The sequence below is a fragment of the Blautia liquoris genome, from assembly GCF_015159595.1.
GTDB classification, from domain to species: domain Bacteria; phylum Bacillota; class Clostridia; order Lachnospirales; family Lachnospiraceae; genus Novisyntrophococcus; species Novisyntrophococcus liquoris.
In genome coordinates this window covers 2,032,519-2,049,850 of sequence record NZ_CP063304.1, presented here as the reverse complement: position 1 = coordinate 2,049,850, position 17,332 = coordinate 2,032,519, and the positions used below count along the sequence as shown (strand labels likewise).

Genomic DNA, 17,332 nt, shown 5'->3' with positions numbered 1-17,332 from the left:
ATAGATTATATGGCAGTCAGATATCCTTTTTGTGATTTCCAAAAGGCCTATGATCTCTTAATTTGGCGTTTAACGGTGGTTGCATACTTTCTTGGGATATTATACAATAGATAGTATGAACAGAAAGGGAGATGAAGATCAAGGTGCGAAGTGAGGGAGGTATCCTGCCAGGTAATCAGATGAAGATCAGCAGAAGAGGAATAGTATATATTTTTTTTATTATTGGAATTTTATTCGGCACATTGCCTTTGATCAAACAGGATCATGTTATCTTTATCGTTTGGTGGCTGATGGTATTGGTCATAGGAGTAGCTTTTTTGCCCCTTTCTTATTGTCTGTTTGAGCAATTTGCAGACCGGGGCTGGATATTTTCGAAAGCGCTGGGAATCGCGATATCCGGTTTTGTTGTGTGGGCTCTTGCCAGTATGGATCTTGTAAACTTTACTCGGGCGTCCTGTCTGGGTGCTGTTATCTTCGGTGCACTTTTATGCTGGGGGATCAGGATTTACCAGATCCATCGGGGCAATGCTGCCAAGTTTAAGTTCGACGGGAATCTGATTCTGGGTGAAGAACTGCTCTTTTTGATGGTGTTTTTATTATGGACCTATCTTTCCGGGTTTCGCCCGGAAGCACATGGAACTGAAAAGTTTATGGACTATGGCTTTATGGCAGCCATGATGAGAAGCAAGAAACTTCCGGCAGCTGATATCTGGTATGCAGGAAAAGAGATCAATTATTATTATGGCGGACAATATTATGCTGTATTTCTTACGAAATTAAGTGCTCAAAGTGTGGAGAATACATATAATCTGATGCGGGCACTGGTCGCGGCACTGCTTTTTTGCATGTCATTTTCGATTGTCAGCCAGTTGATGCGGGGCCTGCAGATACTAGAAAATCCTAAGTTTAAGAAGATTATCTCTTGTTTGTCCGGTCTGCTTTCAGCAGGCTGTGTTGTTTTTGCCGGGAATTTACACTATCTAATCTATGGTGTCTTTGGTAAGTTTTTTGGCTGGAACTCCTCTGCAGATTATTTCTTTCCGGATTCCACGCGTTACATCGGTTACAATCCCGAGACAAATGACAAGTGTATTCATGAATTCCCGGCATATTCATTTGTGCTGGGTGATCTACATGCTCATGTTGTGAATACGATGTTTGTATCTTTGATTATTGGACTTTTGCTTTCCTGGGTTTTAAAGATAAAAGACGAGAAAGAACAAGATTATCGATGGGACTTTAAGCATTTTTTCTTTGATCCGCATGTATTGACTGCAGGTTTTCTTGTCGGACTCTTCCAGTTTATGAACTACTGGGATTTTGTGATATATGTTACCCTTGCTATTATTTGTCTTATCTACGTGAATCTGTTTCGCTCCAGGCATGCCCGCATAAAATCGGTCATAAGATACACGATCATTCAGTCAGTGGAATTGTTTCTTATAGCGGAGATTACAGCCTTGCCGTTTGCCTTACATTTTAAGAACATGGTATCCGGAGTTGGTATTGTAAAACATCATACGCCGATTCATCAGTGGCTGATTCTTTGGGGGCTGCCGGCCTTTGTTGTCCTGTTGTTTACGATATGTGTATTTGTTCATTATAAAGGCTTTTTAAAGTTTCTCCGAAACGGAAGGACCTCGGATGTTTTTGCGTTCATCATGGGAATGTGTGCACTTGGACTGGTACTCATTCCGGAGGTTTTCTACATAAGAGACATCTATGAAGACGGCTATGCCCGGTCGAATACGATGTTTAAACTGACTTATCAGGCGTTTATATTGTTTGGACTTTCAGTTGGTTATATTATTGTCAGATTTCTCACGGGCAAAAAGAGCAGAATTTTAAAAGCCGCCGGGGTTGTTTCACTTGTCCTTGTAGTGTCTACGTTTGGATATTTTCATAATGCTTCTGTATCCTGGTTTGGAGATGTGAAAGATCCAAAACAGTACCAATGTCTGAATGCGACTAGCTACATCGAGAATACATTCGAAAGTGACGCTGCCGCCATCCGCTGGATGAATAAAAATATTAAGGGAAATCCTGTGGTTCTGGAGGCGAATGGGGACAGCTATAGTGACTACTGCCGTGTTTCTGCCATGACAGGCTTGCCAACAGTCCTGGGATGGTATGTACATGAATGGCTGTGGAGGAGCGATCCCGCTGATCTGGATATGCGTGCCAAAGATATAGAGACAATCTATACCTCGCAGGATACCGGACGCGTTTTGGACCTACTGAAGAAATATAATGTGTGTTATATCTATGTCGGACAGTATGAGAGGGAGAAATATTCGAGACTCAATGACCAGCTTCTTCGAAACCTGGGTGTAATTGTTTATGAAGATGATGAATTCAAACAAGAGAAAGGCTTAACATATTTGATAAAAGTGAATCAGATGGCATAGATTAATAAAAAAGAGTAAATATGATGCAGCGGAGAATTCGTCTGATTTTAATAGTAATATGCTTTTTGGCAGCGGCATTTTTTATAACCGCTGCTGCTCCAGCAAAAGAAAGATGTGCCCGGGAAACTACCGGAGAGACGGCAAGAGAAAGTCCGCGGGTTGCTCTGACCTTTGATGATGGACCAAGCGATTATACAATTACTCTTCTGGATGGTCTGAGAGCACGTGGTGTAAAAGCCTCATTCTTCCTTCAAGGACAGTGTATCGAGGGTAGAGAAGAAACTATAAGACAGATGCAGGAGGATGGTCATCTGATCGGGAACCATACCTTTCATCATGTACAGCTGACAAAGCTTTCGGATGAACAGGCAAAACAGGAAGTTGTATCCACAAGCAATGCAATTTATAAAATAACAGGAATTTATACCTCCTATATCCGTCCGCCTTTCGGGGTATGGAAGAGAGGTCTTGACTATAATGTGACGATGATCCCTGTGCTTTGGACAGTTGACTCCAGAGATTGGTATACACAGAACACACCTGTTATTGTAAATGATGTCATGAAACAGGTGAAGGACGGCGACATCATTTTGATGCACGACTGTTTTAAAACATCTGTGGAATCAGCACTTCAGATTGTGGATCGTCTGAAGCAGGATGGGTATGAACTTGTCACTGTGGATGAAATGATTGCGGATTAATAAGATAGAGAGGTACGAAAAGACAGTATGGATTTGTTTGACTACATGGCAGAGAAAAAGAAAGAAACCCAGGCCCCTCTGGCCCTTCGGATGCGCCCGAGAACGCTGGAAGAGGTGGTCGGGCAGGAACATATCATCGGCACAGATAAACTTCTGTATCGTGCAATTAAGGCGGATAAGCTAAGTTCTGTTCTGTTTTATGGACCGCCGGGCACAGGAAAAACAACACTTGCTAAGGTAATTGCAAATACAACCAGTGCCGAGTTTACACAGATTAATGCGACAACTTCGGGAAAAAAGGATATGGAAGTGGTTGTAAAAGAGGCAAAAGAGAGACTGGGAATGTATGGGAAAAAGACAATTTTGTTTGTGGATGAGATTCATAGATTCAATAAAGGGCAGCAGGATTATCTTTTACCTTATGTGGAAGACGGAACGCTGGTACTGATTGGAGCCACCACGGAAAATCCATATTTTGAGGTGAATTCTGCTCTGATCTCCAGATCTGTTATATTTGAACTAAAGCCACTTGAAGTGCGAGATATTGAAGTGCTTCTGGAGCGTGCTGCGGGTGATAAAGAAAGAGGTCTGGGGAATCTGTCGGTGGAACTTACTGATGATGCGAAGAAGTTTCTGGCTGATATTTCGGGAGGAGATGCACGCTTAGCTCTGAATGCTCTGGAACTTGGAGCGCTGACGACAAAACCGCAGGCGGACGGTAAGATTCATATCGATCTTGACACGGCTTCCGAGTGTATTCAAAAGCGAGTGGTCAGGTATGATAAGAATCAGGATCAGCATTATGATACGATTTCCGCATTCATTAAAAGCATGCGGGGTTCAGATCCGGATGCAGCCGTATATTATCTTGCTAAAATGTTATATGCAGGGGAAGACATCAAATTTATCGCCCGAAGAATTATGATCTGTGCATCAGAAGATGTGGGAAACGCCGATCCCCGGGCGCTGAACGTTGCAGTTTCGGCATCACTTGCCGTAGAGAGGATCGGAATGCCGGAAGCTGCCATTGTATTATCGCAGGCTGTGACGTATGTGGCATGTGCACCAAAAAGTAATGCAGCTTCGCAGGCAATTTTTGGTGCGATGGATTCCGTGAAGAATAAGAAAACATCTGTTCCATCTCATCTTCAGGACGCTCATTATAAAGGCTCCGGGGAACTTGGGCATGGCACAGGATATCAATATGCCCATGATTTCCCATATCACTATGTAAAGCAGCAGTATTTGCCATCCGAGCTTGAAGGATCCGTATTCTATGAGCCGACTGATATGGGATATGAGCAAAAGATACGAGAATATCTGTCCTTTTTACACAGCAGGGACAAAAAACAGCCATGAGGTGTCAGTTCATCAGGGTTTTCATCAAAAATGCATATACTTCCTGACTCTTACCGGACCAGTTATCACAGATGTCCTCTGCAGCTTCCTTTGTCGGAACCGTCAGAACAACTTCAATCAGTTTCTCTGTCTGTTCGGTCACGGTGCAGTGAACTTCAAACTCGTGAGAAGTCGTCTTATAGTAGTCAGCCTGCGTTGACGATTCGTTGCGAAGTTCATAGGCATTTGCCTTCAGGTAAGTATCAATATCTGCCTTGATATCATTAGAAATTTCGCCTTTGAAGAATTCAAGAGTATCAAGTCCTTTTTCCGTCATGTGATAATTCGTTGTATTCCGGACTCTCTGTGTGGTAACAAGGCCAGAATCCCTCAGGTCATTCAGAGCCTGCTGAAGATGGAAGTAATCTGTGTATTCGGCTCCCAGAACAAATTCCGAAATCTGTGAATTCGACAGAGGAAATGTGACTTTATTCAACATATAGAGGATAATCAGCTTATAAAGAGTTAAAGGTGATTCAATCATAATACATACCCCTTTCTTCCATAAAATCAGTATAGCATACACACAATACAAAATCAAAAACAAATAAAAAACAATTAAAACCTTTACATATAGTTTTAAAAACCATATACTAATATCAGGGACAACATTATAATATGATACCAGGGTCAAAAGGTCCTGCGTTTCATGCTCGCATGAAAAAGCATGACCTTGGGACCCGAACAAACATGAGAAAGCAACCCGATTAGGGTGTATTTCGAATGTTTGTAGGATTACGTGAGCACAAAGTGCGGAGTAATCCGTGTATCTAGGGGGTCAAATTACTTTTGACCCCAACATCATAATATGAGAGGTAGAAATATGACGATAGATACGAATGACATGCTCGGGAGCATTTTAAAAAGTTTATCGAATATCGATTACGTAAAACCCGAGGATATTCCTAACATAGATTTATACATGGATCAGGTGACAACATTTATGGACGCGGCTCTTAGTCATTCCAAGAGATATCCGGATGACAAGATACTGACGAAAACGATGATTAACAATTATGCGAAGAATGATCTGCTTCCCCCTCCTATAAAAAAGAAGTATTCCCGTGAACATATGCTGATACTTGTTTTCATCTATTATTTTAAAAGTGTTTTGTCCATCACGGATATTCAGTCATTGCTAAAACCGCTCACAGACAAGTATTTTCAATCCGATGGTGAGATGAACCTTATAGATGTCTATAACGAGGTCTTCGGTGCAGAAAAAGAGCAAGTGGAAATTCTCATGAAAAATATCACAAAGAGCTATGAACGGGCAGGAGAGACTTTTGGTGATGCGCCCGAAGAGGACAGAGAGTTCCTTAGGCAATTTTCTTTTATCTGTATTTTGAGTTTCGATGTTTACGTAAAAAAAGGAATTATAGAAAAGATTATCGACAGCATGGGGAAGAAGGAAGAACCAGACGAAAAAAATAAAAAAAAATGATACCTGGATTGTGAGAACACTTAGGTGACCGGCAACCCATGGTATCATGAAACATAAATTATTGATCTGATTTATTCTTTTTGTCTTTCTCTTCCAGACGATCAAAAATCATCTCATATCCGTCGCAGCCGTAGGAAAGTGAACGATTTACTCTGCTGATCGTTGCGGTGGATGCACCCGTTTTATCAGAGATCTCCAGGTAGGTTTTCTTTTCACGAAGCATTTTTGCAACTTCGAAACGCTGGGAGAGAGATAACAATTCATTGATTGTGCAGACATCCTGAAAGAAGGTATAACATTCCTCTTTATCTTTCAGACATAAGATACCTTCAAAAAGATGGTCTACCTCTTCGGTATGAATTGATTTGCTCATGTGTAATACCCCCTATATGAATTATAATAAAATCAGACGATACCTACTTAACTAGTTTAGCACAGTAATGCATTACAATCAAGAATACTTTTCAAAGGAGAACCATCATGAATTACGATTATCTGATCGTCGGATCCGGACTGTTTGGTTCGGTATTTGCCCACGAAGCAAAAAAGAGAGGAAAAAAGGTGCTGGTGATTGATAAAAGAGATCACATCGCCGGTAATATCTATACAAAAGTATTAGAGGGGATTCAGGTGCATCAGTACGGAGCACATATCTTTCACACTTCAGATAAAGAAATCTGGAATTATATGAATCAGTTTGCAGAATTTAATAATTACATTAATTCACCGATCGCGATTTATAAAGATGAGCTCTATAATCTGCCCTTCAACATGAATACGTTCAGCAAGATGTGGAACATCCAGACGCCCAGAGAGGCAAAAGAGATCATAGACAGCCAGATTGCAGAGCTTTCAATTCAAGATCCGAAGAATCTGGAGGAACAGGCGTTGTCCCTTGCAGGAAAGGATGTCTATGAAAAACTGATCAAAGGATATACGGAAAAGCAGTGGGGAAGAGACTGCAAAGAACTGCCTGCATTTATCATAAAGAGACTCCCTTTTCGTTTTACGTATGACAATAATTATTTTAATGACAGATACCAGGGAATTCCGATCGGCGGTTATACAAAGATCGTCGAAAAAATGCTTGATGGAATAGAAGTGCTTCTGAATACAGAATATTCAGAATTTGTTAAACTACATCCGAATATCGCCGATAAGACAGTATTTACAGGGATGATTGATTCCTATTTTGATTATTGCCTTGGTACTCTGGAATACCGGAGTATTCGTTTCGAGACGGAAATCCTGGAATGTGATAATTATCAGGGAAATGCGGTGGTAAACTATACGGAACGCAAAGTTCCCTATACAAGGATTATCGAACATAAGCATTTTGAATTTAAATCACAGAAAAAGACAGTCATATCGAAAGAATATTCCACAGAATGGAAACCGGGGATGGAGCCGTACTATCCGGTAAATGATAAGAAAAACAGCGAACTTTATGTAAGATATCAAGAACTTGCCAAAGAAGAGAAGAATATAATCTTTGGTGGTCGTCTGGGAAGTTACCAGTATTATGACATGGATAAAGTGGTAAGAGCTGCACTGGATCTGTCCGGGAGAGAACTGTAATCCCTCCCGGGCCATGGTGCACAGATAGCATATTAAATCAGAGACAAAGCTGCTTCGTCCCCGACGAGAGTTACGTTTTTATGAAGCTGCAGGATAGAGGCGGGAACCTGTGGCGTAATCGGTCCAAAAAATGCTTTTTTTACAATATCTGCTTTTCCCTCGCCATTTACTACGATAAGGATTTTTCCGGCCTGGAGAATGTTTCCGATTCCCATGGTTAATGCCTGTGTCGGGACATCTTCGGTTTTATCAAAGAATCGGGAGTTCGCCTTTATGGTGCTCTCAGTCAGATTAACTTGGTGTGTACCCTTAGCGAATGAATCTGCCGGTTCATTAAATCCGATATGGCCGTTGTTTCCAAGCCCCAAAAGCTGAAGGTCGATGCCGCCCAGATTATGAATCATCTGATCGTAACGTTCACATTCTTTTTTTGTATCGAAAGCCTTGCCGTTCGGCACATAAGTATTTTTCGGATTGATGTTGACATGGTCAAACAGATGACGATTCATAAAATATCGATAACTCTGATCATCTGATCCGTCAAGCCCGACATATTCGTCAAGATTCACGGAAGTAACACCGGAAAAATCGATCAAACCATCCTCATGCCATCTGATCAGCTGGCTGTAAGTACCGATAGGTGAAGACCCTGTCGCCAGACCCAGCACACACTCTGGCATTAAAGTAACCTGAGCAGAAATTACATTTGCCGCGATCCGGCTCATATCATCATAATCTTTTCCTCTTAAGATTCTAAACATAATGTTTCTACCTTCCATTTCCTTTTGAATTGTCTACAGTTTACTGTAGCAAAAGAAAACAAAAAATGCAAGCACAAACATTGGATCTGAGGTTTTTACATCCACTGTTATATGGTATGATACTAGGGTCAAAAGGTCCTGCGTTTCATGCTTGCATGAAAAAGCATGACCTTAGGACCCGAACAAACATGAGAAAGCAACCCGATTAGGGTGTATTTCGAATGTTTTTAGGATTGTGAGAGCTCGAAGAGCGTAACAATCCGTGTATCATAAGGGGTCAAATTACTTTTGACCCCAACCTCATGGTATGATATAGATAAGACAGAAAAGAAAATAAAAGGAGAAAAACATGAACTATCGGATTTTCAATGAGAAAATGTCTGTAATGATTCATTCTAAAGGAGCGGAGCTGAATTCAATCAGGAAAGGCAACACAGAATATCTATGGCAGGGGGATCCGGCATTCTGGGAAGGGCAGGCCCCGAACTTATTCCCCTATGTGGGAAGAATGACGGATAAAAGTTATACGTATCAAGGAAACAGATATCAGATGGATATTCATGGATTTGTCAAAGACTATGATCTTACAGTCTGTGATCACGGCCGCGACTATATCACTTTTTGTCTGGATAGTGATCATGGCACGATGCGGCAATATCCTTTTTCATTTACATACCTGATCAGCTATCGTCTGGAAGGCAGCAGGCTTGAGATTAGTTATGAGGTGACAAACAGAGATGATAAGAGGATGTACTTTGGAATCGGCGGTCATCCCGGATTTCGTGTTCCAATCTGCGATGGAGAAAAATTCGAGGATTATTCGCTAAAGTTCCAGGAGAGTGTTCATCCCCTTCGTATCGGATTTTCTCCGACCTGTTTTGTGGATAATACGAAGACCCCCTTTGAACTGGGCGATGACAATTGCCTGAATCTTAAGCATAATCTGTTTGATCAGGATGCGGTTGTGCTTGAGGGAGCAGGAGATACGGTGATACTTCTGGATAAAAGGAGACATGCTGTACTTTCTTTGAATTTTCCGGATATGCCTTATCTTGGAATCTGGCATACACCGAAGATGGATGCTCCGTTTATCTGTCTGGAACCATGGGCATCTCTGCCATCCTCGCAGGGGGTAGTGGAAGAGTTGACCATGCAGAAGAGTTTGATTATGCTGGACGAGGGTAAGACCTATGTCAATGACTGGAGCATCTCAATTACCGGATGAATCTAGAGTGAACTTGCAATTTCATCTTTTACTTTCAGGATGATATGTGCGATCTCTGATATTCTTTCGTCGGACATTCTTGCGGCGGGTGCTGAGATGGAAAAAGCATATCTGGAACGTCCGTGATAATCAGGGATACTGACAGCAATACAACGTACGCCTATTTCATTCTCCTCATCGTCGAGAGCGTATCCCGATTTACGGATTTCTTCGATTCTTTTCATGAACAGAGTATAATCAGTGATTGTATTGGGGGTCAGTTTTTGAATGTTGCTCGCTTTCCACACCTCCTCAATCTTGGAATCGGGCAGATCTGCGCAGATTGCTTTTCCAACTCCGGAACAGTACAGAGGCACCCGGTTTCCCACTTTGGATACCATACGTACGGAATTTTGGCAGGATTCTTCTTTGAAGATATACACGGCATCAAGGCCGTCAAGTGCCACAAGATGCACAGTTTCTCCAGTTTCCCCGGAAAGTCTCTTGAGATAGGGCTTTAGATCTTCAAGAATGTCCATTCGGCTGAGCATCTTATTGGAGAGACTTAATATCTTCAATGACAGATCATATTTCTGAGTTTTTGGATCTTGTTTTACGTATCCCATATAACTCAGAGAACTCAAAAGACGGTGAGTAGTGCTCTTGTTCAGTTTTAGTTTCTCACAGAGAAATCCCAGAGAGACTGCACCGGTATCCGCCAGAGTTTCAAGAACGAGAAACAGCCTGTCGGCAACTTGTATTGGATTCTTTGTAACCATAAATTTTACCTTCCATTCGGGTTTTGCCCTGTCGGGCTGTTTATCTTTGTGCAGATGAGGGGATAAGCCACTGGTATCATATTTTATCACTGGAATTCTTTCTTGACAAGCAGATGTTTAGAAAGTATACTGGAATCGAGATATCACGATGTGAAATTTGATTTCACAATGTGAAATTAAAATGATTGTGATTGATAGAATGGAAAGGTCTGGTGAATACTATGAATAAAATTTTAGAAGAACTTTCAAAATTTGGTGTTGTTCCGGTTGTTGTTTTAAACGATGCGAAAGATGCAAAACCGCTTGCAAAGGCGCTTTGCGAAGGCGGGCTCCCCTGTGCGGAAGTAACTTTTCGTACAGCGGCGGCGGAAGAGTCTATCCGTATTATGACAACTGAATATCCGGATATGCTGATCGGAGCAGGTACCGTGCTCACAATAGAGAATGTTGACCGTGCCATCAATGCAGGTGCAAAATTTATTGTCAGTCCGGGATTTGATCCGGAAATTGTTGATTACTGCCTTAAAAAGGATATTCCGGTTCTTCCCGGAACTGTTACACCTTCAGAAGTTGCACAAGGTGTAAAGAGGGGACTGAAAGTACTGAAGTTCTTCCCGGCGGCACAGTATGGTGGTGTTTCGACAATCAAAGCGATTGCATCCGCTTACGTTGATGTTAAATTTATGCCTACAGGTGGTGTAAATGCAAAAAATCTGAAAGAATACTTAAGCTGTGACAAGATCTTCGCTTGTGGCGGAAGCTGGATGGTTAAGGCTGATTTGATTGAAGCTGGTGAATTTGATAAGATCACAGAGATGACAAAAGAAGCGGTCGCTCTGGTAAAAGAAATACGATAAGACAAAGAACTAGGAAAAGAGGATGAAACAATGGCAAGAGTGATAACTTTTGGTGAAATTATGCTGAGACTAGCTCCGGAAGGGTATATGAGATTCGTTCAGGCTGATACCTTTGGTGCTACTTATGGCGGAGGAGAGGCGAATGTTGCTGTTTCACTTGCAAATTATGGTATGGACGCTGCATTTGTCACAAAACTTCCAAAACATGAAATCGGCCAAGCTGCCGTAAACTCGCTGAGAAAATACGGTGTTGATACCTCTGAGATTGTAAGAGGCGGAGACCGTGTAGGAATCTACTTTGCAGAGAAGGGTGCCTCACAGAGGGCGTCCAAGGTTATTTATGACCGTGCAGATTCTGCAATTGCCAAGGCAAAGACATCGGATTTTGACTGGGAAAAAATATTCAAGGGTGCTGATTGGTTTCATTTTACAGGAATCACCCCTGCACTGAATGATGACGCTGCTCAGATTTGCCTTGAGGCATGCAAGGCAGCAAAAAAACTTGGAATTACCGTTTCCTGTGACTTAAACTACAGAAACAAACTCTGGTCAAAAGAAAAAGCCGGAGAAGTGATGGGCGAGATTTGTAAATATGTCGATGTCTGCATTGCCAATGAAGAGGATGCAGCAGATGTATTCGGAATCAAAGCAGCGAATACAGATGTTACTACCGGTACTGTAAATCATGAAGGATATAAAGATGTTGCGAAACAACTAAAAGACCGTTTTGGGTTCTCCAAAGTTGCAATCACTCTACGTGAATCTATTTCTGCGAATGATAACAACTGGTCTGCAATGCTCTATACAGAAGACGAATATTACTTCAGCAAGAAATATAAGATTCATATTGTTGATCGTATCGGCGGAGGAGACAGCTTTGGTGCCGGTCTGATCTGTGCAAGCTTAAATAACTATGACCCACAGCAGACTATTGAATTCGCAGTAGCTGCTTCCTGTCTGAAACATACGATTGAGGGAGACTTCAATATGGTGTCGATGGATGAGGTTACCCGTCTTGCAGGCGGCGACGCTTCCGGACGTGTTCAGAGATAATTAATTTTCGATAAATGTATAAAACCCATTTTGCCATGGAACATTTATAATAAAAGGGGATGTTGTGATATACAGCATCCCCTTAAAAAAACGAAAGATGAAATAAAGGAGGAAGTCATGGATAGAGAGTTTGATTTATTGTCAATGGGGGAGATTCTTCTTCGGCTGTCACCGCCGGATAATGAGCGTATCGTCAGAGGAGATACCTTCGTAAAACAGGTGGGCGGTGCAGAACTCAATGTGGTATCCGGTGTTTCATTTCTTGGCCTTCGGACAGGCATCATCTCAAAGCTGCCAGATAATCCCCTTGGGACCTATGCGAAAAATAAAGTGCGTTTCTGCGGAGTCAGCGATGACTATTTGGTATATGATGAAGATTCAGACGCAAGACTTGGAATCTATTATTATGAAAATGGCGCATTTCCAAGGAAACCGAGGGTTGTCTATGACCGAAGACATGCCTCTTTTTGCAAGATAAATGTCTGCGATCTTCCCAAAAGTCTTTATACTAGTTCCAGATGTTTCCACACCAGCGGAATTACACTTGCACTTTCCAAACAGTCGAGGGATACGGCAATAGAAGTGATGAGGCGGATGAAAGAAAACGGAACAATGATTTCTTTCGATGTCAATTTCCGGGGAAATTTGTGGACCGGCGAGGAGGCACGTGTGTGTATCGAGGAGATCCTGCCGCTTGTCGACGTCTTCTTCTGCTCAGAAGAAACCGCCCGTCTGACTTTCCATAAAGAGGGAGATGTGAAGACGATAATGAAGAGTTTTACAGATGACTATCCGATTTCAGTCGTTGCATCCACACAGCGAATTGTTCACAGCCCCAAGGAACATACCTTTGGTTCCATGATCTACAGTAAAAAAGATGATAGATTCTATGAGGAAGAGCCATATCGGCATATTGAAGTAGTGGATCGGATCGGAAGCGGAGATGCTTATTGTTCCGGAGCACTTTACGGCCTGCTTGCATATAACAATGACTGCCAGAAAGCCTTGGAGTATGGCAATGCCACCGGAGCGGTTAAGAATACGATTCCCGGAGATCTGCCTTCTAGTGATCTAAAAGAAATCAACAGAATCATATTGAACCACAAAAATACCGGTCCACAGCTTGAGATGGACCGATAAGTCAGACAGTATGTCGAATTAACAGACTTAGGGTCGAACGAATGTTCTTGACTAATGGAATCCTTCTGTTACAATTATCCTTAAGGCTACGGCCTTTGACTTCAATGATACAAGGATTTGTAAAATACAGGAGGATTTTATGTACCGCAAAAAACTTATCCTGTTGTCACAGATCGCCGCTTTTGTAATTCTATGCGGGGGAACCGCGGTAAAGGCCGAGGTAGGAAATAATCTGCTGGCACAGACAGAAGCTGATACAAAAGAGGAACATTTTGCCGTGGCAAATGTTAGTACAAAATTAAATATCCGCCAGGATCCGGGTCCGTTTAGTCAGATTGTCGGAAAAATTCCTGCCTGCGGTCTTATGAAGGTCGATGGTTACGAGGACGGATGGTGTCTTATCACTTCTGGCGATGTGACCGGATATGTGAGTGCTGATTATCTGTATTCACCGGCTGAATCAATGAGAATCATCCAGACGGCCGGTATGGCTGATATGCCAGTTGCTTATAAAGTATCACCGGTACGTCAGCAGTTGATTGATTTTGCCAGTCAGTTTATCGGGAATCCTTATGTATGGGGCGGGACAAGTCTGACAAAAGGTGCTGACTGCTCTGGTTATGTTCAGAGTGTCTACAATCATTTTGGCATCAGCCTTCCTAGAGTTTCCGCAGAACAGTCAAAGATGGGTCAGCGTATCTCAGTGGATCAGGCGCAGCCTGCCGATTTGATTTTTTATGCGAGACAGGGAGTTGTTTATCATGTCGTGATCAATCTGGGTGAGGGACAGGTTCTAAATGCAAGCAATCAAAAAAAAGGAATCTGTATATCGAATCTTGATTCTGCTCATGCAGTATGGGCGATAGATGTGATTGGATGATCGTAAAAAGTAGTTTACAAGGTATCTTTGCTATGATATACTTTAAAAGTATGAAATCTGCCTTGATTCAGAGTCCGGAGTCTCCGACCGTCTCTTGATCAATGGCTTAACGAAAAACAGGAGGAAAGAACATGATTTCACCAGAAAAGAAACAGGAAATAATGAAGGAATACGGAAGAACAGAAGGTGATACAGGATCACCGGAAGTACAGGTTGCCATTCTTACAGAGAGAATTAATGAGCTCACTGAGCATCTGAAAGTTCATCACAAGGACCATCATTCCAGAAGAGGACTTCTTAAGATGGTTGGTCAAAGACGTGGCCTGCTTGACTATCTCAAGGATAAAGATATCGAAAGATATCGTGAATTAATTGCAAAATTAGGACTTCGAAAGTAAACTTTAAGTTCAGGGCGGCATTTTCCGCCCTGTTTCGTTGTGTTGTAAATGACACCCTCTTTTGGCGGATATCTGATTCCGAGACCACTGAAAAGCACATTGAATTCAGTGTGTTTTTCAGTTGTTTCGGTGGAAAGCTGCCAACCAGAGGACTATATTTGAAAAGGAGAAACCCTATGTATAAGAGTTTTACTATGAAACTGGCAGGAAAAGATCTGACTGTTGATATCGGGCGTGTTGCAAAACAGGCAAATGGAGCTGCCTTCATGCATTATGGAGACACGGTTGTCTTGTCGACGGCCACAGCGTCTGATAAACCAAGAGAAGGAATTGATTTCTTCCCTTTAAGTGTTGAATATGAAGAAAAGATGTATGCTGTTGGAAAAATTCCCGGTGGATTTAACAAACGCGAAGGAAAGGCAAGCGAACATGCGATCCTGACTTCTCGTGTGATTGACCGTCCGATGCGTCCTCTGTTTCCAAAAGATTACAGAAATGATGTGACACTCTCCAACATGGTTATGTCTGTGGATCCGAAGTGCGATCCCGAAGTCGTTGCTATGTTGGGATCAGCGATTGCAACCAGTATTTCAGATATTCCGTTTGACGGACCATGTGCAATGACTCAGCTGGGCATGATTAATGGAGAATTTATCGTGAATCCAACGCTGGAAGAAAAAGAAGTGTCTGATTTGTCACTGACTGTTGCTTCTACCAGAGAAAAAGTGATCATGATTGAAGCCGGCGCCAACGAACTGCCTGAGCAGAAGATGATTGAGGCGATCTTTATGGCAGACGACGTAAACAAGGAAATTATAAAATTTATTGATAAAATTGTTGCCGAATGTGGTAAAGAAAAACATAGTTATGAACACTATGAAGTTCCGGAGGAGCTTTTCAGTGCTGTGAAAGAAGTAGTTCCGGAAGAAGAGATGGAAGATGCAGTCTTCACAGATGACAAGCAGACAAGGGAAGAGAATATCCGTGCGATTACGAAGCGTCTTCAGGAGAAGTTTGCTGACAATGAAGAATGGATGGAATTTATCGACGATGCCGTTTATCAATACCAGAAAAAGACTGTTCGCAGGATGATCCTAAGGGGACATAAACGTCCGGACGGCCGTGCAATCAACCAGATTCGTCCTCTTTCTGCTGAAATTGACATTATTCCAAGAGTCCATGGTTCTGCCATGTTCACCAGGGGACAGACACAGATTTGTACTGTCACTACTTTGGCACCTTTATCTGAGGCACAGAAGGTAGATGGACTTGATGAGTATATAACATCAAAACGTTATATGCATCAATACAACTTCCCGTCATATTCTGTAGGAGAGACAAAACCGTCGAGAGGACCTGGACGCCGTGAAATCGGTCATGGAGCACTGGCTGAGCGCGCCCTTGTACCGGTACTTCCGCCTGTTGAAAAGTTTCCTTATGCAATCCGGACGGTCTCTGAGACCTTTGAGTCTAATGGCTCAACTTCACAGGCCAGTATCTGTGCATCATCAATGTCATTGATGGCGGCCGGTGTACCGATCAAAAAACCAGTAGCCGGTATATCCTGCGGATTGGTAACCGGAGAGAACGACGAAGACTATATTGTGCTGACAGATATCCAGGGACTGGAAGACTTTTTCGGTGATATGGATTTTAAAGTAGCCGGAACTCACGATGGAATCACTGCAATCCAGATGGATATCAAGATTCATGGACTGACCAGAGCAATCATAGAAGAGGCGATTGCGAAAACAAAGGAAGCAAGAGAGTATATTCTGACAGAGGTGATGGAAAAGGCAATCACTGCTCCTCGTCCGGAAGTCGGAAAGTACGCGCCTAAGATTATTCAGATTCAGATTGATCCGTCAAAGATCGGAGATGTGGTTGGACAACGTGGAAAGACGATCAATACAATTATAGAAGAGACTGGTGTGAAGATTGATATAGATGATGACGGAGCGGTTTCTGTCTGTGGAACCGATAAGGAGGACATGGATCGGGCTGTCAAAGATATCCAGATTATCACGACAGACTTTGAAAAAGGCCAGATACTCACAGGGAAGGTTGTAAGTATCAAGGAATTTGGTGCCTTCCTCGAGTTCGCTCCGGGCAAAGAAGGGATGGTTCATATCTCCAAGATTGCAAAAGAACGTATTAATCATGTTGAGGACGTGCTGACACTGGGGGATATTGTGAAAGTGGTATGCCTTGGCAAAGATAAGATGGGCAGAATCAGTTTCAGTATCAAAGATGTTCCGGCAGATGCACAGTAAAAAGGCGGTTGAATCGTAAGTGAAACGAATTAAGATACAATATCTGAATGATCGAATTGAACGTTTGAGATATATAGATGGAAAGTCAGACTGGGTTGATCTGCGTTCTGCAGAAGACATTGAGATGAAAGCGGGGGAATTCAGATTGATCCCCCTCGGAATTGCAATGCAGCTTCCCGAAGGGTATGAAGCCCATGTTGTGCCCAGAAGTTCTACTTTTAAGAATTTTGGCATTATTCAGACTAATCATTGTGGGATTATTGATGAATCGTATTGCGGTCCGGATGACTGGTGGTTTATGCCGGTTTACGCAATGAGAGATACAGCCATTCATTTCAATGACCGTGTTTGTCAATTTCGCATATTCGAGCATCAGCCAAAAGTTGTTTTCGAAGAGGGTCCGCTTATGGGAAAAAACAGGGGAGGATTAGGCAGCACAGGGATACAGTAACACTTCA

The 17,332-nt window shown here is 42.4% G+C and carries 17 protein-coding genes; 13 read left to right on the top strand and 4 right to left on the bottom strand.

Annotated elements, in window-relative coordinates; genetic code table 11:
- Positions 1-131: 131 nt before the first annotated feature.
- The 3 genes from INP51_RS09430 (at position 132) to INP51_RS09420 (ending at position 4,468) form a co-directional block, all read left to right on the top strand.
- Positions 132-2,408 (top strand): DUF2298 domain-containing protein, encoded by a 2,277-nt coding sequence (locus INP51_RS09430; protein ID WP_193734614.1) that lies wholly within the window; start codon positions 132-134, stop codon positions 2,406-2,408.
- A 65-nt stretch (positions 2,409-2,473) separates the two neighbouring features.
- A complete protein-coding gene (locus INP51_RS09425; RefSeq protein WP_193734613.1) occupies positions 2,474-3,109 on the top strand; it encodes a polysaccharide deacetylase family protein in 636 nt (211 codons plus the stop codon).
- 27 nt (positions 3,110-3,136) lie between these two features.
- Complete coding sequence (locus INP51_RS09420) at positions 3,137-4,468, top strand: replication-associated recombination protein A (RefSeq protein WP_193734612.1); 1,332 nt, start codon at positions 3,137-3,139, stop codon at positions 4,466-4,468.
- Positions 4,469-4,472: 4 nt separating this feature from the next.
- Here INP51_RS09420 and INP51_RS09415 read toward each other — a convergent pair whose 3' ends face one another.
- The gene (locus INP51_RS09415; protein WP_193734611.1) at positions 4,473-4,991 is read right to left on the bottom strand and encodes a DUF4364 family protein; all 519 of its coding nucleotides are present in this window, start codon (positions 4,989-4,991) and stop codon (positions 4,473-4,475) included.
- A 339-nt stretch (positions 4,992-5,330) separates the two neighbouring features.
- Here INP51_RS09415 and INP51_RS09410 point away from each other — a divergent pair, with 339 nt between their 5' ends.
- Complete coding sequence (locus tag INP51_RS09410; RefSeq protein ID WP_193734610.1) at positions 5,331-5,951, top strand: DUF1836 domain-containing protein; 621 nt, start codon at positions 5,331-5,333, stop codon at positions 5,949-5,951.
- 58 nt (positions 5,952-6,009) lie between these two features.
- Here INP51_RS09410 and INP51_RS09405 read toward each other — a convergent pair whose 3' ends face one another.
- Entirely contained in the window at positions 6,010-6,324 is a 315-nt protein-coding gene (locus INP51_RS09405; protein ID WP_193734609.1) for a YerC/YecD family TrpR-related protein, read from the bottom strand.
- Between the two features lie 107 nt (positions 6,325-6,431).
- Here INP51_RS09405 and glf point away from each other — a divergent pair, with 107 nt between their 5' ends.
- On the top strand, positions 6,432-7,529 hold the full coding sequence (glf, locus tag INP51_RS09400; RefSeq protein WP_193734608.1) for a UDP-galactopyranose mutase: 1,098 nt from the start codon (positions 6,432-6,434) through the stop codon (positions 7,527-7,529).
- 32 nt (positions 7,530-7,561) lie between these two features.
- Here glf and nagB read toward each other — a convergent pair whose 3' ends face one another.
- The gene (gene nagB, locus INP51_RS09395) at positions 7,562-8,290 is read right to left on the bottom strand and encodes a glucosamine-6-phosphate deaminase (protein ID WP_193734607.1); all 729 of its coding nucleotides are present in this window, start codon (positions 8,288-8,290) and stop codon (positions 7,562-7,564) included.
- A gap of 349 nt (positions 8,291-8,639) precedes the next feature.
- Here nagB and INP51_RS09390 point away from each other — a divergent pair, with 349 nt between their 5' ends.
- On the top strand, positions 8,640-9,515 hold the full coding sequence (locus INP51_RS09390) for an aldose 1-epimerase family protein (protein ID WP_193734606.1): 876 nt from the start codon (positions 8,640-8,642) through the stop codon (positions 9,513-9,515).
- A 2-nt stretch (positions 9,516-9,517) separates the two neighbouring features.
- Here the strand turns inward: INP51_RS09390 and INP51_RS09385 are convergent, their stop codons facing one another.
- Complete coding sequence (locus tag INP51_RS09385; RefSeq protein ID WP_193737319.1) at positions 9,518-10,273, bottom strand: IclR family transcriptional regulator; 756 nt, start codon at positions 10,271-10,273, stop codon at positions 9,518-9,520.
- Between the two features lie 221 nt (positions 10,274-10,494).
- Here INP51_RS09385 and INP51_RS09380 point away from each other — a divergent pair, with 221 nt between their 5' ends.
- The 7 genes from INP51_RS09380 (at position 10,495) to INP51_RS09350 (ending at position 17,325) form a co-directional block, all read left to right on the top strand.
- Positions 10,495-11,130, top strand: coding sequence for a bifunctional 4-hydroxy-2-oxoglutarate aldolase/2-dehydro-3-deoxy-phosphogluconate aldolase (locus INP51_RS09380; RefSeq protein ID WP_193734605.1), 636 nt, complete (start codon positions 10,495-10,497; stop codon positions 11,128-11,130).
- Positions 11,131-11,160: 30 nt separating this feature from the next.
- Positions 11,161-12,183, top strand: coding sequence for a sugar kinase (locus tag INP51_RS09375; protein WP_193734604.1), 1,023 nt, complete (start codon positions 11,161-11,163; stop codon positions 12,181-12,183).
- Positions 12,184-12,300: 117 nt separating this feature from the next.
- Positions 12,301-13,323, top strand: coding sequence for a sugar kinase (locus tag INP51_RS09370; protein WP_193734603.1), 1,023 nt, complete (start codon positions 12,301-12,303; stop codon positions 13,321-13,323).
- 139 nt (positions 13,324-13,462) lie between these two features.
- Positions 13,463-14,203, top strand: coding sequence for a C40 family peptidase (locus tag INP51_RS09365; RefSeq protein ID WP_193734602.1), 741 nt, complete (start codon positions 13,463-13,465; stop codon positions 14,201-14,203).
- A gap of 131 nt (positions 14,204-14,334) precedes the next feature.
- Positions 14,335-14,601, top strand: a complete 267-nt coding sequence (rpsO, locus tag INP51_RS09360; RefSeq protein WP_193734601.1) for a 30S ribosomal protein S15 — start codon at positions 14,335-14,337, stop codon at positions 14,599-14,601.
- A gap of 176 nt (positions 14,602-14,777) precedes the next feature.
- The gene (locus INP51_RS09355; RefSeq protein WP_193734600.1) at positions 14,778-16,874 is read left to right on the top strand and encodes a polyribonucleotide nucleotidyltransferase; all 2,097 of its coding nucleotides are present in this window, start codon (positions 14,778-14,780) and stop codon (positions 16,872-16,874) included.
- Between the two features lie 19 nt (positions 16,875-16,893).
- Positions 16,894-17,325: a dUTP diphosphatase gene (locus INP51_RS09350; protein WP_193734599.1), complete on the top strand. Its 432-nt coding sequence runs from the start codon at positions 16,894-16,896 to the stop codon at positions 17,323-17,325.
- Positions 17,326-17,332: the final 7 nt, after the last annotated feature.

What these genes read in the sequence shown, in the direction of transcription:
- INP51_RS09430 (WP_193734614.1), top strand. Translation starts at nt 132, where the DNA reads ATGAAGATCAAGGTGCGAAGTGAGGGAGGTATCCTGCCAGGTAATCAG.
- INP51_RS09420 (WP_193734612.1), top strand. Translation starts at nt 3,137, where the DNA reads ATGGATTTGTTTGACTACATGGCAGAGAAAAAGAAAGAAACCCAGGCC.
- INP51_RS09415 (WP_193734611.1), bottom strand. Translation starts at nt 4,991, where the DNA reads ATGATTGAATCACCTTTAACTCTTTATAAGCTGATTATCCTCTATATG.
- INP51_RS09410 (WP_193734610.1), top strand. Translation starts at nt 5,331, where the DNA reads ATGACGATAGATACGAATGACATGCTCGGGAGCATTTTAAAAAGTTTA.
- INP51_RS09405 (WP_193734609.1), bottom strand. Translation starts at nt 6,324, where the DNA reads ATGAGCAAATCAATTCATACCGAAGAGGTAGACCATCTTTTTGAAGGT.
- glf (WP_193734608.1), top strand. Translation starts at nt 6,432, where the DNA reads ATGAATTACGATTATCTGATCGTCGGATCCGGACTGTTTGGTTCGGTA.
- nagB (WP_193734607.1), bottom strand. Translation starts at nt 8,290, where the DNA reads ATGTTTAGAATCTTAAGAGGAAAAGATTATGATGATATGAGCCGGATC.
- INP51_RS09390 (WP_193734606.1), top strand. Translation starts at nt 8,640, where the DNA reads ATGAACTATCGGATTTTCAATGAGAAAATGTCTGTAATGATTCATTCT.
- INP51_RS09385 (WP_193737319.1), bottom strand. Translation starts at nt 10,273, where the DNA reads ATGGTTACAAAGAATCCAATACAAGTTGCCGACAGGCTGTTTCTCGTT.
- INP51_RS09380 (WP_193734605.1), top strand. Translation starts at nt 10,495, where the DNA reads ATGAATAAAATTTTAGAAGAACTTTCAAAATTTGGTGTTGTTCCGGTT.
- INP51_RS09375 (WP_193734604.1), top strand. Translation starts at nt 11,161, where the DNA reads ATGGCAAGAGTGATAACTTTTGGTGAAATTATGCTGAGACTAGCTCCG.
- INP51_RS09370 (WP_193734603.1), top strand. Translation starts at nt 12,301, where the DNA reads ATGGATAGAGAGTTTGATTTATTGTCAATGGGGGAGATTCTTCTTCGG.
- INP51_RS09365 (WP_193734602.1), top strand. Translation starts at nt 13,463, where the DNA reads ATGTACCGCAAAAAACTTATCCTGTTGTCACAGATCGCCGCTTTTGTA.
- rpsO (WP_193734601.1), top strand. Translation starts at nt 14,335, where the DNA reads ATGATTTCACCAGAAAAGAAACAGGAAATAATGAAGGAATACGGAAGA.
- INP51_RS09355 (WP_193734600.1), top strand. Translation starts at nt 14,778, where the DNA reads ATGTATAAGAGTTTTACTATGAAACTGGCAGGAAAAGATCTGACTGTT.